Origin of the sequence: Pedobacter sp. R-06 (assembly GCF_049913135.1) — a bacterium.
Lineage (GTDB): Bacteria > Bacteroidota > Bacteroidia > Sphingobacteriales > Sphingobacteriaceae > Pedobacter.
In genome coordinates this window covers 1,570,146-1,584,839 of sequence record NZ_CP183977.1, presented here as the reverse complement: position 1 = coordinate 1,584,839, position 14,694 = coordinate 1,570,146, and the positions used below count along the sequence as shown (strand labels likewise).

Genomic DNA, 14,694 nt, shown 5'->3' with positions numbered 1-14,694 from the left:
AAGTATATTTTTTAGGTTTCTAGAATATTTTATGGATTGTGTGTATTGCCAGCATCTTCTAAACTTAATTGACACATTTTTGCGTTAAATTAGTAAATAGGAAAAAGACTTAAAATTAATCCGTACAGATAGTGCCCTTTTCGGTACGAAAAGGCGTAATTTCGTTATAAGAGAAACAGATTTTTGAAGATGATTAAGTGCATAGCCATAGACGACCAGTTCAGTTCCTTAGCGGGACTACAAAAATATATTGAGGATACTCCGAACATGCGACTAGTCCAGCAATATACTGATCCAATTACTGCTTTAAGAGAGCTAGCCAATTCAGAAACAGTTGACGTAATTTTTATGGATGTGGAAATGCCCCAGATTTCCGGTCTGGAATTGGCTAAGGCTATCCGCTTTAGAACCAGAAAACTCATCTTCACCACTTCACACCAGGAATATGCTTTTGATGCTTTTGAAGCTGCAGGAGATGCTTATTTGCTTAAACCATATAGTTATGCCAAATTTGCCACAACTATTACCCGGCTTTTTGGACAGGAAATGACAGGTGGTGCCAACGAAGATTATTTTCTAGTTAAAAACAAAGAAGAAGAACACCGTGCGGTAATGGTTAAATATGAAGATATTATTGCTTTTGAAAGTTTTCATAATTACATTAAAATACATACTGTGGAAAAGGTAATTATTGCTTACTTAAGTTTAAAAGATGTTCGGGAACAGCTTAGTATTAAAAAAGGTTTTATACAGTTACACCGTGGTTATATTGTTGCGATTGATAAGATTTTGTATGTGGATGGCAACCGGATTACCATGAACAACCACATTAGCTTTACCGTTGGAGATATTTTTTATAATGAGTTCAAAAATTTTATTTCTGAAAGATTAATCATCAGTAGCCGTAAAAAATAACAGCTACTGATGGAATAAAATAGCATTAAACTATTCCTGAAGTGGTCGTAACTCCTGAAGTGGTTGGTTCGGATATACTTGTTTTTTCATTTATCTTTCCACTATATTTTTTTTTAAATACAAAAAGTGTTCTTTTAGCTAATTTTTGAGTTTTCATAATTGTTTTTTTTCGAAAACTAGCAGCGATAGCACCTTATAACTTTAATTGTTACACAAATAGTAAATAAGTCTTTATGAATAGTTTAAAATGGAGCAAAAGTATATTGCGAAACTGGCTCTATACTTATCGGATACACATAATTGCATGGGCTGTATTTATCATTTGGGAAACTCTTATGGTTCTTTATTTTGCAGGTATTTTAGGAACATTCGGCAACTATGCTATTCATTATATGATTAATATGACCTTATTTTACACCTATCCTTTACTGATAGAAAAAGCAACAGCATTCTCTAACGAAGCAGTATGGAAAGTTCCATTAGTTGTTATCCTCACGATTTTGATTTATTTAGGTGTAGTTACTGGTGTTGACATTCTGTTAAATACTTATACCAATATTTTACCAGGGAAATTGCCGAGTTTTAGGATCAGAATATCAAGGGTACTTTACAGAGGTTCGTTTTTCCTTCTTTTTTCTACAGGTTATTATTTCTTAAAGCGGTTCATCAGAGAAAAAACAGAAAAATCCCGCATCGAAAAGCAGCGTTTTCAAATGCTTATCGATAAGGAAAAAATGGATAAGGAACTGGCCATGTCTAAAAATGCTTTTATGAAAGCGCAGATCAATCCACATCTGCTTTTTAATACATTTGAGTTTGTACATCAGAAACTAAGCACCTACTCTCCGGAAGATGCTAAAGTAATGCTCTATCTGTCTGATATGATGCGTTTTGCTGCCAATACTCAGCACAATGAAGGTTACGTATATTTAAGTGAAGAAATTGCACAATGCGAAAATCTGATTGGTTTGCACCGCATTACGCAAGGTGCAATTTATATTGAGCTTGCCAGCGGTCCTGATCTTGGTGAAATAAAATTAATTCCGCTTGTTTTGCTCACTATTTTGGAAAACATGTTTAAACACGGGAATCTTAATGATATAGAAAACAAGGCCACTATAGATGTTTACACCTTTGATGACAAACTGCGTATCGAAAGCCGCAATTTACCCAGATTAGTAAAAAGTAAAGTAGGCTTTGGTTCAGGAATGGACAATATCCGTAACCGATTAAAATACGCTTACCACCAAAATGCTGAAATAACGGCAGGGATTGACGAAGACGGTTTCTATATTTTAAGCATAAGTATTTCCTTAAATGCATTAACAATAGAATCTGAAGATAAAATTGAACAAAGCATCCCTCTTTAATAAATTAGATTGGTTAAATAAGAAAACCTTTCCTCAAACACATTTCCAACCAATAAAATATTATCGATTTCCTTAACTTAATGTAACGAAATTATTACTATATTAAACCGTGCTAATCGACGTTCTAATATACCAGATAAATCTTTATTGAAGAATTAAGTGTAAGTCTTAAACCAAACAGATTAAAAAATGAGAAAGGGTACAATATGCTATGTAGATCAAAATAGTGGACATGGCATTATTAAAGATGAAAATGAACAGAAAATTCAATTCTTTTTAATGGAACTCCAGGAAGAAATCAGGCTCAATGACGAAATTTCATTTGAAATCGAGCTTACAGCAAGAGGACTTGCCGCAACAAAAATACATTTAGTTAACACTGCAGAATTAACATCCTATTAGCGCCTCAATGAAACTTAGGGGCTAATACTAAATCAAATAAAGGAAATTAATACTGATTAAGCCTAATTGACTATCGTTTGTACTAATAATATGTTCAATAACCCGAAAGGTGCTGTAGCAAAAGTCAACCGGGAATTTATATGTGATATTTTAAACAATGGAAATTTAATATCAAGTAAAACTTCTGTTTCCAATGCAAGATTACCATTTCTGAATGGGTTGATAACTGGATTTTTCTTCCCTTCGGCTAAGTTTCTTTATAAAATCTTCACTAAAATCATGGCTATAAACTTTAAAATTGATTGCCCATTCATCCTTTATCATGGCAGGTACAAATTTTTCAAACATTTTTTCAAATGATCTGAAATTTACAAAGGGTTTGCAGACTACCAAGTATTCAGAATCTGAATTCGCTATAATTTCCTCAATAAGTTTTGGCCATCTCAATTTAATCTCGATAGGCAAATTTTGATATTGCTGCCGATCAATAAACAGCCCTATATTTTGTATAAGCTCTTCAGATAAGGAACTGCCTAGCAATGTTTTCCATTTCCCGTCTTCTTTTAATATCTTTTCCAAAATCTGTTCATGGTCAAGAACAGTCCATAGCTCACCTCTCGAAAGCTGGATAAGCTGAAGATGTTTGATATCGCCATTAGGCAGATTAAAGAAAAAGTCGAGTTCAATCATCAATAACGAGGTGATACTATGTATTGCTAAATCAAAAGTATAGAACTATTCCTAAAGCACAAAAAAGCATAACATTAAAAACCTAATTATTTCTGCTCAATAATTTTAAACTGTTTCAGCCAACAATGATGTATATTTTTTCAGGTAAATAAAAAGTTGATTTTTATCATGAAATAAATTTCAAAAACACTTAAAAAACGTAATATTAAACATACAAAAAATTTAATACTAGCAATTATACAATTATCTTTGTGGCATGAAAAGTGCCAAATCATCCGCTCTAGTAATCCTTTTAATTGCCTCATTACCTTGCTTATCGATTCATGTTCTGGCTCAAAACAAGCAAACAAAACTAGCTGATATTTTCGAGAATATAGATAGATTGAACGGAAACGATATGATTGAGCGTTTAGCTGCTCAACGCAGTTCATTTAACAAAAACCATTCGAAAAATAGCCTTCCAAAGGCAGAATATATCATCAACAGGAATAACTTAACCCTCATTAGCTTTAATGGCTTAGATTATTATGTAAAAAACAATAGGGTAATAGGCATACAAGGATTAAATCTTTCGGATGAAGTACTGAACCAGATTACAGACAAATTGGTTCTTTTAGACAGTATCCAGTTTAATTACACTGAACGGTCGAACACCGAGCACTTTAATCCAAACGTTGATTTTCAAAAGATCAGGAATATCGACCGTCAATTTATGCTCACACTTAGAATATTGTTGAGCACGGTAAGAGACATAGCTGCACTTACTAAAAGTGAAAATCCATCTTTAACCGTTGAGGCCAACGTTGCAAAAATGCGCTTACCAAATATCGATAAGGGTGCAGAAAAATCAAATATGCAATCGCTCGTATTATTATCGAAATAACAGCAAGTTATATCTTATTATAGCCGAAAAGAACAGTATTTAATCTGCTTTCTTTTCCGAGTACACTTCGGCAATCTGGGCGGAAAGATATTTGAAAGCAAGCGGCATTTCAATAGCAGCATTTTTGATACTTCCTTCCATAAAGATGAAACCTTTATAGTTTATTTTGTGCAAGGCTCTTAAATAAGGCTTAAAATCGTCGCCCATTACACCTGGCAACGACCTGTTTTGCTTTTCGGCAACCTCAGAAAATGCAATCAATGTTCCAGCCTCAATAATTTCATTTGGAGATTCTCCTTCACGCATCATGTGGAATATATCAGCATTAAGCCTGAAATTTGGATGATCAACCTCCCTTACAATTTCTGCAGCTGACTTTAACGAGGTAATGAAGTTAGTTTCGGTGGTTTCGAGGTTTTCTAACAAAATTGTAACCTTATATTTCCCCGCGATTTTTGCTAGTTTTTTACCCAAGCTAATAAAATCTGATTTCGCCTTAACGACATTATAATCTGCCGGAATGCTCCTTGCACCCGAGCTACCCAAAACTATAAACTTGATCCCCGCCTGTTGAGCCCTTGAAAGAACAGTTTCGGTATAAGTTAAAACCTTCGCTTCATCTACCTCGGGGCCAGCTATTTTTATACTCGCCGGATAAAAAAGGTTACAGGTTAACACTTTACATTTTGCAGCTTTAATCTTTATCACGTTGGCACGAAACTGATCATCTGTTAGTGCAGGCGAAAGCATCTTCGGAACAGATTCGCCAATCATTTTAAAACCAGAGGCATAGGCTAAACTATCCTGTGTTAAACCAGATACAATCCCTAAACGCGGATATACCTGTTTATCAGAAATAAAACCACAAAAACCGAGATAGATCAGGCAGGTAAAAAAAGCTAAATAGTTAGATTTTGTACTTCTCATATTATTCTTCAAATTATTTGGTCAAAAAAAAATGGAAACCTCCTCCTCGCTTATTGATAAAGGCTTGAGAATTCTTGTTTAAAGATAATATAAAATCTGTCCATTAAGTTTTGTATCAACAAAATCACGGATTGTGAGGAAAATGGAATACAGAAGCTCTTATCGATCGAATACAAAAATAACTACGACCATTCGGCAGTTTTTAAATCCAGTTCGTCGACAATTTAGCTGTGTTGGTATAATAGCGGCATTTCTACTGCAACGTTTTTGGGGTAAAGGCGTCTTATCTACAAAACAATCACAAAATATTAATTAAAAATATAAATAACAGCATTATGAAAACCTCAATCAAAACCCTAACAAAATCACTTTTAGCAGCTATCGTTTTAAGTTCTTCTATTTTCTCTACAAGCTTAATGGCTGATGAGAAGCAATCAACTAAAGTTTCTGCGCCTAAAAACGTGAAACAGGTTATTGTAAGTGGAAATGTAGAAGTTACTTTGGTACAAAGAGAGAAAGAAGGCATTAGCTATAATGATGACAATTCTGGTAAAGTAAAAGTAATCCAAGATGGATATGCATTAAAAATCAGTTCAGACGATAAAGAGGTGGCCAAGATTACCCTTTATGTTAACAATATCTACAGAGTTAAGGCATCAGACAATGCTGTTGTAAAAACACAAGGCAAATTGGATGTTAAATATCTTCAGGTATTTTTAAAAGGAAATGCGGTTGCAGAAATCAATTCTGATACCGAGAGTTTATATACCGTAATCGAAAACCATGCCGACCTAAAACTGAGTGGTGCTACTGAAAAACATACTTTGGTAATGGGTAGAACACAAAAATTAAACCTTGATAGGTTTGCCGCACTAACAACAGAAATGAGTAGCCCAGATACAAATGCATTGCAAACTGTTGCATTAGCAAAATAATGAAACAAAAAGAATAAAAAAAGCGACAGTGATGTCGCTTTTTTTATTTGCAGGAAGAAGTGCGCCTGCTTAAGGGTTTTCTTAAACTCAATTTCTCTATTTAAAATCAGGTACAGGGAATATATATCCGCCAAATAAAATATACGACCATAAGAGGGTCCAGAATATGTTAAATATTTGTGCAGTAACAAATGTAAATGCGGGTTTACCGCCCTGAAGTTTTACCAGTGAGGAAAATTTAGCTTCCATACCGATCGAAATAAATGCGATTGCAAACCACACTGTACGTAAGCCGTTTAAGGTTGGTCCAACGCTTTTTGCAGTTGTGGGAGATAACAGAAAAGAAAACACCAAAGATGCGGCAACAAAACCCAATACAAATTTCGGAAACCGCTCCCATACAATTTTCAACCCCGGACGTTCTGCTTTAATCGGCACGCCATCTTCACCTTTAGGTTTTTTATAAGCCCACCATATTGCAATAAAAAAAGCAGCAACACCAATAAAAACGTTTTGCGAAAATTTAGCAATAACCCCCGCCTTAACAGCTATTGGTCCAACCAAATCGCCTGCAGCAGTTACGGTTGCCGTTGTATCTAAAGTACCGCCCAGCCATGCGCCACCAATCACCTCAGGTATATGAAAATACTTTACTGCCCAAGGCAAAATAATCATCATGGGGATAGCCATAATTAGCACCAGCGTAGTTACGTAAGATAATTTACGTTTATCACCGTTAATTGCGCCAGCAGCTACAATAGCCGCAGAAACGCCACAAATAGATACTGCTGAGGCCAATATTACGCCAAATTCATCATCAACTTTTAACTTGCGACTTAACCACATCGAAAAAAACCAAACTACGGTAACCACTATAATTGCCTGTATTATACCTGGTAAACCAGCTTTAATCAAATCGGCTGATAAAATAGTGGTTCCTAATATCACCAAACCTGTTTTAATATAAAACTCAGACCGTACGGCTTCTTTTAGCCAGGATGGCAACCTGATTAGGTTACCTAATGCGATACCAATAAGCAATGCAAATACCACATACTCTAGTCCAAAATAAGATACGCTTTTATTACCTCCTATAATGAAGGAAACGATAGCTAAAAAGTAGATGAGTGTAAAACCACCAGCAAACCGCGCAACACTGCCTCCTGATAAACTTATAGCGATCGAAGCTAAAACCAGAAAAACTGCACCCATTTCAACAATCAACAATAAATTAGATGCTGATAGTATTTTACCCAAAAGATCTTCGCTATTAGCCCATTTAAATGCCGGCAAACTGATTACAGTGTCATTACTGTTTAAGTAAAGCGCGGTAGCAATAATAATTGTTCCCAATATAACTGCCCACCAGTCTTCGGTAAGTGATTGCAAAAATGTTTTCTTATCCGGGCTTATCCCCGCATCTGTTAAGGCTCCAGTAGTATCGGCTGCGCTGTTTCGATTCGACATTAGTTGATTAATTTATGGTGTTAATTTGATTTTAAATTCTAAAAATATGTATGGATATGATTAAACAGTAAACGATACCCAATATCGAACTAAAGTAAATATTCAGGAGGATTTTATCCGTAACAAATATCTGACTTCGCCTACACATTTTTATTAATAAGCCCTTTAAGTTAAAAAAGTATCGCAAACCAGTAGCTTAAAATAATTCATTCAATTGTCTAACTCAGGATTTAATTTGTCTGGTTCAGATCCATTCAACTGGTTTTTGGAATGTTTATGCAACATTTTTGGGTAACACTTAAAAAAAATATTATGACTCTTAAAACGACAAAAACCATTTATTGGATCGGCGCCTCCCTAACTTCGTTATGGTTTGGCACCAGCGGAATTTGCGAACTCACAAAAAACCCTATTGTTTGGGACATTACATTACAACTGGGATATCCAGCGTACTTCATTTATGTACTAGGTGTTGCCAAATTAGCCGGAATCGTAGTGCTACTAACCCCCAACAAATTGTTAAGGTTAAAAGAATGGGTATTTGCAGGGATATTCTTTGATATCATTTTTGCATTCTGCTCAAAACTAATTGTGATTGGTCCGCTAGCCACTACCGATGCCATTATAGCCTTTGCTATAGTTACAATAACCTACCTGATGTTCCAAAAACTTTATCCTGCCCACTATTCTAATTTAACTGCTGTTTAAGGTTTGAATAATTCTAATTAAATCAGTTTTCACATAAAAAGGGCGCTAGTAGCGCCTTTTTTATTAGTGAGAAATTTTACCTGGCACAGCATTCTTATCCATACAACAGCTAAACATCCAAGGCTGTGAATGCGCTGCTAATCTCTTTGTTTGATGCTAAAGCACAGCGCGAATTGTTTTTAAATAGAAAAGTCGCCAAATATATGACGACCTCCTAACTAAAAAACGTTGCTTATGAATTTGCAACTGGATTTATGTTATACAACTGGCTCATTCTCCAGTCTTTCCTGTTTTTTCTTTCCGATGCTCTGCACCATTTCACATTGCTGTGGATTTTTTTCAAATGGAGGGCTAACCAGAAAAAGTGTCGACATTAAGGTTGCCAATCCAACTAACAAACTATTGGTTGTGGTATTTTGATGATTTTCCATGATAAGTATGATTAAAAAGTTGTTGATGCATTTACAGCTGAAATTGCGCCTGTTGTTTTTTGCTGAACCATTCCGATTACTTCCCATTTTTCAGCATTGCTACCTTTAGGGATATTTAATACTGCAGTTCCAGATTTTGCATCTTTTAGAGACAGTGTTAAGGTTTTACGTACAATTTGGACGTGGGATAATTTAAGTCCTGCATTCTCCCCACGCTGCACATCAGTGCTACCGCTCTTTTGTACCAGTGCAAAAAGAAGATCGTCGCTAGCCTGAGTATCTTTGGCTTCGTAATTTATTGTCAATACCTCTCCATCTCTCTTGGTATTGAAGGCTAAACTGGCTGTATGCTGTGTATTCAGAAGCTGTTTATTAATGGCATTTCTCACCTCACTTTCACTAGATCCTATAAATTCTTGAGCGCCGTTAATAACCAATTGAGGGGTATAAACCTGTGCATTTAGCCAAGCACTATATTTTTTTTGCCTTTTTGTATTTTCCGGACTTCCAAAAACATCCTTCCAACCTAAATTATCAAAATAATCTACATGATATCCAAGTACATACACTAGCTTTCCATTAGATTCTTTCTCTATTTTGGCCAACAGTTCTTCTGCTGGCGGACAGCTCGAACACCCTTCAGACGTAAATAATTCCAAAACGGCAAAGCCTTTTCCATTAACGGGCTGTTCTATTTTTTTTTCTTGTGCAGATCCTACCCAAATAAATGCGCTAAGTGCTATTACCGCCAAAATGACCGCATTTACGATCGCTATTCTTTTTAGTGTTTTCATAATTTCTATTCTTTTTTTATCAAAAATAAGCGAGTAGTATGCCTGAAATTAGGTGGAAGATAGCTGAACCGGACAAATTGATGGAAGAGCTAGACAGGAAGCAGATAAATAAGACAAATTAGCTACGAGCATGCCCTAAAGCAAAAAAGCCAGAAACGGATATCCGTTTCTGGCCAAGCTTGTTACCCAATAGCAGATAAATATGGATTTTTCATTACCTATCTTCCATCCAGGAAAGAAAAGCAGGCGTTTTTTCCTTATTAATCAGCAATTTATCTGGAGTTTCAATCACCAGTTTAACAAATAACTTCCTTAAGAAATAATGTTCTATTTCTTTAATGGCTTTAAAGTTCACTAAATATTGGCGGTTAACCCTGAAGAACTGTTTAGATGATACCAATGCCATAATCTGATCAAGAGACTGACTTAATGCAAACTCTTGTTTATCAAAGCACATAATAGTTGAAGCATCATTTCTGATATAAAAGAAAGCAATATTCTCGGTTTGAACAGTGGTATATTTTTGGTTTTTAAATACTAAAAAGCTCTCTTTTCCTGTTGGGCTGCTCAATTTTGTTAATAAATTACTTAAATCGGGAATTACTTTTTGCTGAAAAAAATTCTGAAGACCATCTACCTTTTGAAAAGCCTCCTGAATATCTGTTTTGGAAAATGGTTTTAACACATAATCTACTCCATTACGCTTAAAAGCTTCTAATGAGTACTCATCGAAAGCTGTGCAGAACACAATGGGACTGTTTACTTTAACCTGTTTAAATATTTCAAAACATAATCCATCTGCCAATTGAATATCCATAAATATCAAATCGGGCTGTGGCTGTTCTGACAACGCTTTTACCGATCCTTCGATGCTCTGGTACTGCCCTACTATTTTCACGTCGGGCCTCAGGCTCAAAATTATATTTTCGAGTGATTTAGCTGTTTTCAGCTCATCCTCAATGATGATGATGTTCATGAATTAATGGAAGTTTAATTTTAAAAATTTGGCCATCGTTAATAATTTCGATTGGTTTTTCGAGAAGATGTTGATAGCGCAACGTAATATTTTTTAGTCCAACCCCCAACGAGTTGTTATCGGCTGTTTTTAACCGGATAGGGTTTTCCAGAACAATTTGCCCATCTTCGGCATACAAGCTGATATGCAAAGGTTTATCCAGCGAAACTACATTATGTTTAATACAGTTTTCGATTAGCAGCTGCAGCGTAAAGGGAGGAATTAAGGTGTGCAATATTTCTTCATTTAAAGTAGAAGTAAAACTAAAACCACCATCAAATCTTGCCTGTTGTAAAAATAAATACGCATTGAGTATTTCCATTTCTTCCGAAACGTGAATCAGGTCTAATTTACGGCTCTCGAGGGTATATCGATAAAAATTAGAAAGCTTAAGGATAAAATCAACAGCCTCTTCATCGCCGATTTCTACCATAGCCTTTAGTGTATTGAGGCTGTTAAAAAGGAAATGAGGATTAACCTGCTGTTTAAGCAATTCGTACTGAGCGCCTAAACTATCGCTTTTGATTTTTTCCAGTTCCATATTCACCTGTTGATTTTCGTAATTTTGCTGCAACAGATGGAGAAACATATAAAAAATTAAATTGATCAATATTCCCCTTACTTCAACCATCAACATTACCGGACCGAAATTAATATGCGAAAGGATCAATTGCTGAATCCATGCCAGGCAAAGCATAACGCCAATACCAATCAAAAGACTTTTAAATAACCTGGAGTAGGAGATCCCTTGCTTGTTGGGTCTACTGCTCTTTCGCGACAGCATGTAAATATTCAAATACCACATCAACAATGCAAATACTGAAGTAATACCCGCATTAACAGCGGCTTCCGCAGCATTAAAATGATGCTCTGCAATTTGAGGAACAGAAGATAAAAGTCCAAGAAAAATAGAACTTATCCAGATAATAGCAGGCGAAATCTTTAAAGGGCTTTTAGTCATATCAGTTTTTAGCCAGGCTAATTAGGTGGGTTGGGATAATCAAAAATAATATTTTTTTAAATATGATGGCAGCACCACATGTATCTCTTCTTTTTTCACCAAAAGTAACCAGGCAAGTCTTATAGTTAAACAATTTTAAACTTGAACCAGACAGATTAGACGCTTAAGCAGACAATGCCATATTTAAATCAGCACAACAATTGTGTTTTTTATTTCGGTAAGATCCGTATTTCGTTAAAGCAATCAGCAAAAAGCATAAAAGGCTAACAATAAAAAATGTATCAACTTGATAGCCGACACAAAATAATGACCATTCCATTGGATTCAATTCCAGTCCCACCCAGGTTTAAAAATGTATAAATCAAAACCTAATTTGTCTATTTCATCCCGAAAAGGCTAATCTCCTCTTTCCATCCGCATTAATTTTGACATATCTAACGGAGTAAAACATTAATCATCAACAAATTTTAGCAAATGGAAAATCAAAATAATTACAGCCGCCGCCGCTTTTTAAGCTTAGCAGCACTAACCGTGGCCGTGACAGAACTTGGAGGGTTAAACCTTTTGAGCGCCAAAGAAATTATAAAAAATAAAACCAGCAATAATAAAATCAACGGCAATACATCCTTCGATAGGATAAAACAGATTCATGCCGGTGTGTTAAACATAGGTTATGCAGAAAGCGGACCCGCAGATGGTGAACCAGTTATATTGCTACATGGATGGCCGTATACCATCCATAGTTATACGGATGTGGCCGCCCTATTTTCCACAGAGGGATACAGGGTAATTGTTCCACATCTTCGTGGCCATGGCAGTACACAGTTTCTTTCGGCTAAAACCCCAAGGAATGGGCAACAATCGGCCATTGCTGCAGATATTATTGCTTTGATGGATGCCTTAAAAATAGATAAAGCAGTAATTGGTGGCTTTGATTGGGGAGCAAGAACCGCCAATGTTATAGCTGCCTTGTGGCCAGAGCGCTGTAAAGCAATGGTTTCGGTAAGCGGATACCTTATTGGAAGCCAGGAGGTAAACCAAAAACCATTATCACCCAAAGCTGAGTTATCATGGTGGTATCAGTTCTACTTTGCAACTGAACGTGGCCGTTTAGGATATGAAGCTAACCGAAAAGATTTTGCAAAACTGATCTGGCAAACCGCTTCTCCAGAATGGAAATTCACTGATGCAGTTTTCGAAAAGTCGGCAGTTGAACTGGATAATCCAGATCATGTTGCCATTGTAATCCATAATTACAGGTGGAGATTGGGGCTGGCAGAAGGGGAAGCACAATATGATAAATATGAAAAAATATTAGCCACATTTCCAGCAATAACAGTTCCAAGCATTACACTTGAAGGTGATGCAAATGGTGCACCGCATGGCAACCCGGATAATTATGCAGCTAAGTTTAAAGGTAAATACGTGCACTATAACCTTAGTGGCGGCATTGGCCACAATCTTCCTCAGGAAGCACCTAAAGCATTTGCAGATGCCATTATCCAGGCAGCAATGATGGCCTAAAAAAAGCTAAAATACTCATCTGATAATTTTAAAAAATCATAATAAAACTTAAAAAAATGGAAAATCAAAATGTAATCGAATCAGCAAATACTCTAAATGTAGTCATAAACAAAGTGCTTTATACTGGAAAAGTTCATGTAAGCGGTGGCCGTGAGGGCTTCGCAAAAAGCAGCGATGGAGCGCTTAACACTGCATTATCATCTCCTGGCAGTGCAGGAAAAGGAACCAACCCTGAGCAATTGTTTGCTGCAGGCTGGGCTGCATGTTTTATTGGTGCAATGAAACATAATGCGCCTCAACTTAAAATCGCACTTCCTGTAGATGCTGCAATTGATGCAGAAGTTGATCTGGCTTTGGCCGATAGTGGTTTTAACCTTCAGGCAAGATTAAATGTAGTTTTACCCGGACTTACTTACGAAGAAGCAAAAACAGTGGTTGAGGCTGCACACCAAACCTGCCCGTACTCTAAAGCTACCCGTGGTAATATCAACGTACAGATCAATGTGGCTATATAAGCATAAAAAACAGAAAAGCACTCCGGATTTAAAATCGGAGTGCTTTTTTTTGATTTATAAATTTAATGACCTTGCTATACAGGCAAAGCGGTTTCGCGTTTAGCCTGCGTAATTACGAGTGAGCTATTAAGGGTGCCTATATTATCCAAGCGACCGAATTTATTGGTTAGAAAATCGTTGTAAGCGATCATATTTCTTGCAACAACCTTTAGCATAAAATCAAAGCCTCCTGTAGTATGGTAACATTCCAGCACTTCATCGAATTTGCTCACCTCCTGTTGAAATAACCGGAAGGCATTAACAGAATGATTGGTAAGCTGAACCTGTAAATAGGATATCATACAGTTCTCGAATTTATTAGGATCGATCAATGCCACTACCGAAGAAATAAATCCTAGACGTTCTAGGCGTTTTACACGTTCCTGAATAGGTGATTTTGACAAATGCAATATAGCTGCCAGTTCCTTATAGGTTAGCCTTGCATCTTTTTGTAATAGGGTTAAAATATCTCTGTCTGTTTGGTCAGGGGTGTATAATTCCATTATAGTGGTTAGTCTATTTATTTCTTTTCTAGGCTTAGTTTATAATGAATATCCAAATATATAAATACTCTCCGTTAAACCCTTAAACGGAACACAAAAAAAAGAACAAAATTTTGGCAAAAAGTATAATTAAAACTACCATCAGAATTAAATTTCGTAAAAACCTATTCAACAGGACATTTTCCGTATTTATCAGCCACCTTCGTTTTAATTGTCAATCTGACAGATATTTGTTTAACGAATGAAACAACTGCTAGCAGCAGCGCGTTGATTTAGTTTAGTTAATGATAACAAGAGCGCCAGCGCGATGCTGGCTCTTTTGCTTTTTAGATTATACGATTATCTGGTGTAAACACCTAGCAAATCGCCTCCCTACTCGATAATTTTTAAGTACAACTTATTCTATTTCCAATCTTAATACAAGAAGATCAAAAATTCATCATGTCGAAAATCTTTAACTTTTTTTGGAATATTCAATTTTTAGCATTTACTTTGAAATACAAAGCACTTTACAAAACATAGAAATATGAAGCAATTTATTCCATCAGGCTTATTAGCGCTGCAATGCTTTAGCATAAAGTGTCTTTCTTGGATTTTATTATATTTTCAGCAGGC

General features: G+C 35.9%; 17 protein-coding genes. 8 read left to right on the top strand and 9 right to left on the bottom strand.

From position 1 onward, the window contains the following. Positions 1 to 189: 189 nt before the first annotated feature. Positions 190 to 915: a LytR/AlgR family response regulator transcription factor gene (locus ACN9MR_RS06675; protein WP_426328833.1), complete on the top strand. Its 726-nt coding sequence runs from the start codon at positions 190 to 192 to the stop codon at positions 913 to 915. Between the two features lie 25 nt (positions 916 to 940). Here the strand turns inward: ACN9MR_RS06675 and ACN9MR_RS06670 are convergent, their stop codons facing one another. After that, complete coding sequence (locus tag ACN9MR_RS06670) at positions 941 to 1,072, bottom strand: hypothetical protein (RefSeq protein WP_426328832.1); 132 nt, start codon at positions 1,070 to 1,072, stop codon at positions 941 to 943. Positions 1,073 to 1,250: 178 nt separating this feature from the next. Between ACN9MR_RS06670 and ACN9MR_RS06665 the strand changes: the two genes are divergently transcribed. Both ACN9MR_RS06665 and ACN9MR_RS06660 read left to right on the top strand, forming a co-directional pair. After that, positions 1,251 to 2,285: a sensor histidine kinase gene (locus ACN9MR_RS06665; RefSeq protein ID WP_426328831.1), complete on the top strand. Its 1,035-nt coding sequence runs from the start codon at positions 1,251 to 1,253 to the stop codon at positions 2,283 to 2,285. Positions 2,286 to 2,474: 189 nt separating this feature from the next. Further along, entirely contained in the window at positions 2,475 to 2,687 is a 213-nt protein-coding gene (locus tag ACN9MR_RS06660; protein WP_426328830.1) for a hypothetical protein, read from the top strand. A 201-nt stretch (positions 2,688 to 2,888) separates the two neighbouring features. On the opposite strand, the gene ACN9MR_RS06655 is transcribed toward ACN9MR_RS06660, so the two are convergent. Then, the gene (locus tag ACN9MR_RS06655) at positions 2,889 to 3,266 is read right to left on the bottom strand and encodes a hypothetical protein (protein WP_426328829.1); all 378 of its coding nucleotides are present in this window, start codon (positions 3,264 to 3,266) and stop codon (positions 2,889 to 2,891) included. A gap of 367 nt (positions 3,267 to 3,633) precedes the next feature. On the opposite strand from ACN9MR_RS06655, the gene ACN9MR_RS06650 reads away from it, so the two are divergent. Next, the gene (locus tag ACN9MR_RS06650) at positions 3,634 to 4,260 is read left to right on the top strand and encodes a hypothetical protein (RefSeq protein WP_426328828.1); all 627 of its coding nucleotides are present in this window, start codon (positions 3,634 to 3,636) and stop codon (positions 4,258 to 4,260) included. 39 nt (positions 4,261 to 4,299) lie between these two features. Here ACN9MR_RS06650 and ACN9MR_RS06645 read toward each other — a convergent pair whose 3' ends face one another. Further along, positions 4,300 to 5,187, bottom strand: coding sequence for a sugar phosphate isomerase/epimerase family protein (locus ACN9MR_RS06645; RefSeq protein ID WP_426328827.1), 888 nt, complete (start codon positions 5,185 to 5,187; stop codon positions 4,300 to 4,302). A 335-nt stretch (positions 5,188 to 5,522) separates the two neighbouring features. Between ACN9MR_RS06645 and ACN9MR_RS06640 the strand changes: the two genes are divergently transcribed. Next, on the top strand, positions 5,523 to 6,122 hold the full coding sequence (locus ACN9MR_RS06640; protein ID WP_426328826.1) for a GIN domain-containing protein: 600 nt from the start codon (positions 5,523 to 5,525) through the stop codon (positions 6,120 to 6,122). A gap of 96 nt (positions 6,123 to 6,218) precedes the next feature. On the opposite strand, the gene ACN9MR_RS06635 is transcribed toward ACN9MR_RS06640, so the two are convergent. Then, positions 6,219 to 7,589 (bottom strand): YeiH family protein, encoded by a 1,371-nt coding sequence (locus tag ACN9MR_RS06635; protein WP_426328825.1) that lies wholly within the window; start codon positions 7,587 to 7,589, stop codon positions 6,219 to 6,221. 312 nt (positions 7,590 to 7,901) lie between these two features. Between ACN9MR_RS06635 and ACN9MR_RS06630 the strand changes: the two genes are divergently transcribed. Then, positions 7,902 to 8,297, top strand: coding sequence for a DoxX family protein (locus tag ACN9MR_RS06630; RefSeq protein WP_426328824.1), 396 nt, complete (start codon positions 7,902 to 7,904; stop codon positions 8,295 to 8,297). A 257-nt stretch (positions 8,298 to 8,554) separates the two neighbouring features. On the opposite strand, the gene ACN9MR_RS06625 is transcribed toward ACN9MR_RS06630, so the two are convergent. The 4 genes from ACN9MR_RS06625 to ACN9MR_RS06610 all read right to left on the bottom strand — a co-directional run bounded on the left by ACN9MR_RS06625 (position 8,555) and on the right by ACN9MR_RS06610 (position 11,498). Further along, positions 8,555 to 8,728 carry a hypothetical protein gene (locus ACN9MR_RS06625; protein ID WP_426328823.1) on the bottom strand — a complete coding sequence of 58 codons (174 nt, stop codon included), beginning with the start codon at positions 8,726 to 8,728 and terminating at the stop codon, positions 8,555 to 8,557. An 11-nt stretch (positions 8,729 to 8,739) separates the two neighbouring features. Continuing rightward, on the bottom strand, positions 8,740 to 9,522 hold the full coding sequence (locus ACN9MR_RS06620) for a DUF1223 domain-containing protein (RefSeq protein ID WP_426328822.1): 783 nt from the start codon (positions 9,520 to 9,522) through the stop codon (positions 8,740 to 8,742). Between the two features lie 214 nt (positions 9,523 to 9,736). After that, positions 9,737 to 10,498: a LytR/AlgR family response regulator transcription factor gene (locus ACN9MR_RS06615; protein ID WP_426328821.1), complete on the bottom strand. Its 762-nt coding sequence runs from the start codon at positions 10,496 to 10,498 to the stop codon at positions 9,737 to 9,739. Then, on the bottom strand, positions 10,479 to 11,498 hold the full coding sequence (locus ACN9MR_RS06610) for a sensor histidine kinase (RefSeq protein WP_426328820.1): 1,020 nt from the start codon (positions 11,496 to 11,498) through the stop codon (positions 10,479 to 10,481). Before ACN9MR_RS06610 ends, ACN9MR_RS06615 begins: the two co-directional genes overlap by 20 nt. A gap of 474 nt (positions 11,499 to 11,972) precedes the next feature. On the opposite strand from ACN9MR_RS06610, the gene ACN9MR_RS06605 reads away from it, so the two are divergent. Then, complete coding sequence (locus ACN9MR_RS06605) at positions 11,973 to 13,022, top strand: alpha/beta fold hydrolase (protein ID WP_426328819.1); 1,050 nt, start codon at positions 11,973 to 11,975, stop codon at positions 13,020 to 13,022. 56 nt (positions 13,023 to 13,078) lie between these two features. Further along, the gene (locus tag ACN9MR_RS06600; RefSeq protein ID WP_426328818.1) at positions 13,079 to 13,537 is read left to right on the top strand and encodes an organic hydroperoxide resistance protein; all 459 of its coding nucleotides are present in this window, start codon (positions 13,079 to 13,081) and stop codon (positions 13,535 to 13,537) included. 74 nt (positions 13,538 to 13,611) lie between these two features. Here ACN9MR_RS06600 and ACN9MR_RS06595 read toward each other — a convergent pair whose 3' ends face one another. After that, a complete protein-coding gene (locus ACN9MR_RS06595; RefSeq protein WP_426328817.1) occupies positions 13,612 to 14,079 on the bottom strand; it encodes an Lrp/AsnC family transcriptional regulator in 468 nt (155 codons plus the stop codon). Positions 14,080 to 14,694 lie beyond the last annotated feature (615 nt).

What these genes read in the sequence shown, in the direction of transcription:
- ACN9MR_RS06675 (WP_426328833.1), top strand. Translation starts at nt 190, where the DNA reads ATGATTAAGTGCATAGCCATAGACGACCAGTTCAGTTCCTTAGCGGGA.
- ACN9MR_RS06670 (WP_426328832.1), bottom strand. Translation starts at nt 1,072, where the DNA reads ATGAAAACTCAAAAATTAGCTAAAAGAACACTTTTTGTATTTAAAAAA.
- ACN9MR_RS06665 (WP_426328831.1), top strand. Translation starts at nt 1,251, where the DNA reads ATGGTTCTTTATTTTGCAGGTATTTTAGGAACATTCGGCAACTATGCT.
- ACN9MR_RS06660 (WP_426328830.1), top strand. Translation starts at nt 2,475, where the DNA reads ATGAGAAAGGGTACAATATGCTATGTAGATCAAAATAGTGGACATGGC.
- ACN9MR_RS06650 (WP_426328828.1), top strand. Translation starts at nt 3,634, where the DNA reads ATGAAAAGTGCCAAATCATCCGCTCTAGTAATCCTTTTAATTGCCTCA.
- ACN9MR_RS06645 (WP_426328827.1), bottom strand. Translation starts at nt 5,187, where the DNA reads ATGAGAAGTACAAAATCTAACTATTTAGCTTTTTTTACCTGCCTGATC.
- ACN9MR_RS06640 (WP_426328826.1), top strand. Translation starts at nt 5,523, where the DNA reads ATGAAAACCTCAATCAAAACCCTAACAAAATCACTTTTAGCAGCTATC.
- ACN9MR_RS06635 (WP_426328825.1), bottom strand. Translation starts at nt 7,589, where the DNA reads ATGTCGAATCGAAACAGCGCAGCCGATACTACTGGAGCCTTAACAGAT.
- ACN9MR_RS06630 (WP_426328824.1), top strand. Translation starts at nt 7,902, where the DNA reads ATGACTCTTAAAACGACAAAAACCATTTATTGGATCGGCGCCTCCCTA.
- ACN9MR_RS06625 (WP_426328823.1), bottom strand. Translation starts at nt 8,728, where the DNA reads ATGGAAAATCATCAAAATACCACAACCAATAGTTTGTTAGTTGGATTG.
- ACN9MR_RS06620 (WP_426328822.1), bottom strand. Translation starts at nt 9,522, where the DNA reads ATGAAAACACTAAAAAGAATAGCGATCGTAAATGCGGTCATTTTGGCG.
- ACN9MR_RS06615 (WP_426328821.1), bottom strand. Translation starts at nt 10,498, where the DNA reads ATGAACATCATCATCATTGAGGATGAGCTGAAAACAGCTAAATCACTC.
- ACN9MR_RS06610 (WP_426328820.1), bottom strand. Translation starts at nt 11,498, where the DNA reads ATGACTAAAAGCCCTTTAAAGATTTCGCCTGCTATTATCTGGATAAGT.
- ACN9MR_RS06605 (WP_426328819.1), top strand. Translation starts at nt 11,973, where the DNA reads ATGGAAAATCAAAATAATTACAGCCGCCGCCGCTTTTTAAGCTTAGCA.
- ACN9MR_RS06600 (WP_426328818.1), top strand. Translation starts at nt 13,079, where the DNA reads ATGGAAAATCAAAATGTAATCGAATCAGCAAATACTCTAAATGTAGTC.
- ACN9MR_RS06595 (WP_426328817.1), bottom strand. Translation starts at nt 14,079, where the DNA reads ATGGAATTATACACCCCTGACCAAACAGACAGAGATATTTTAACCCTA.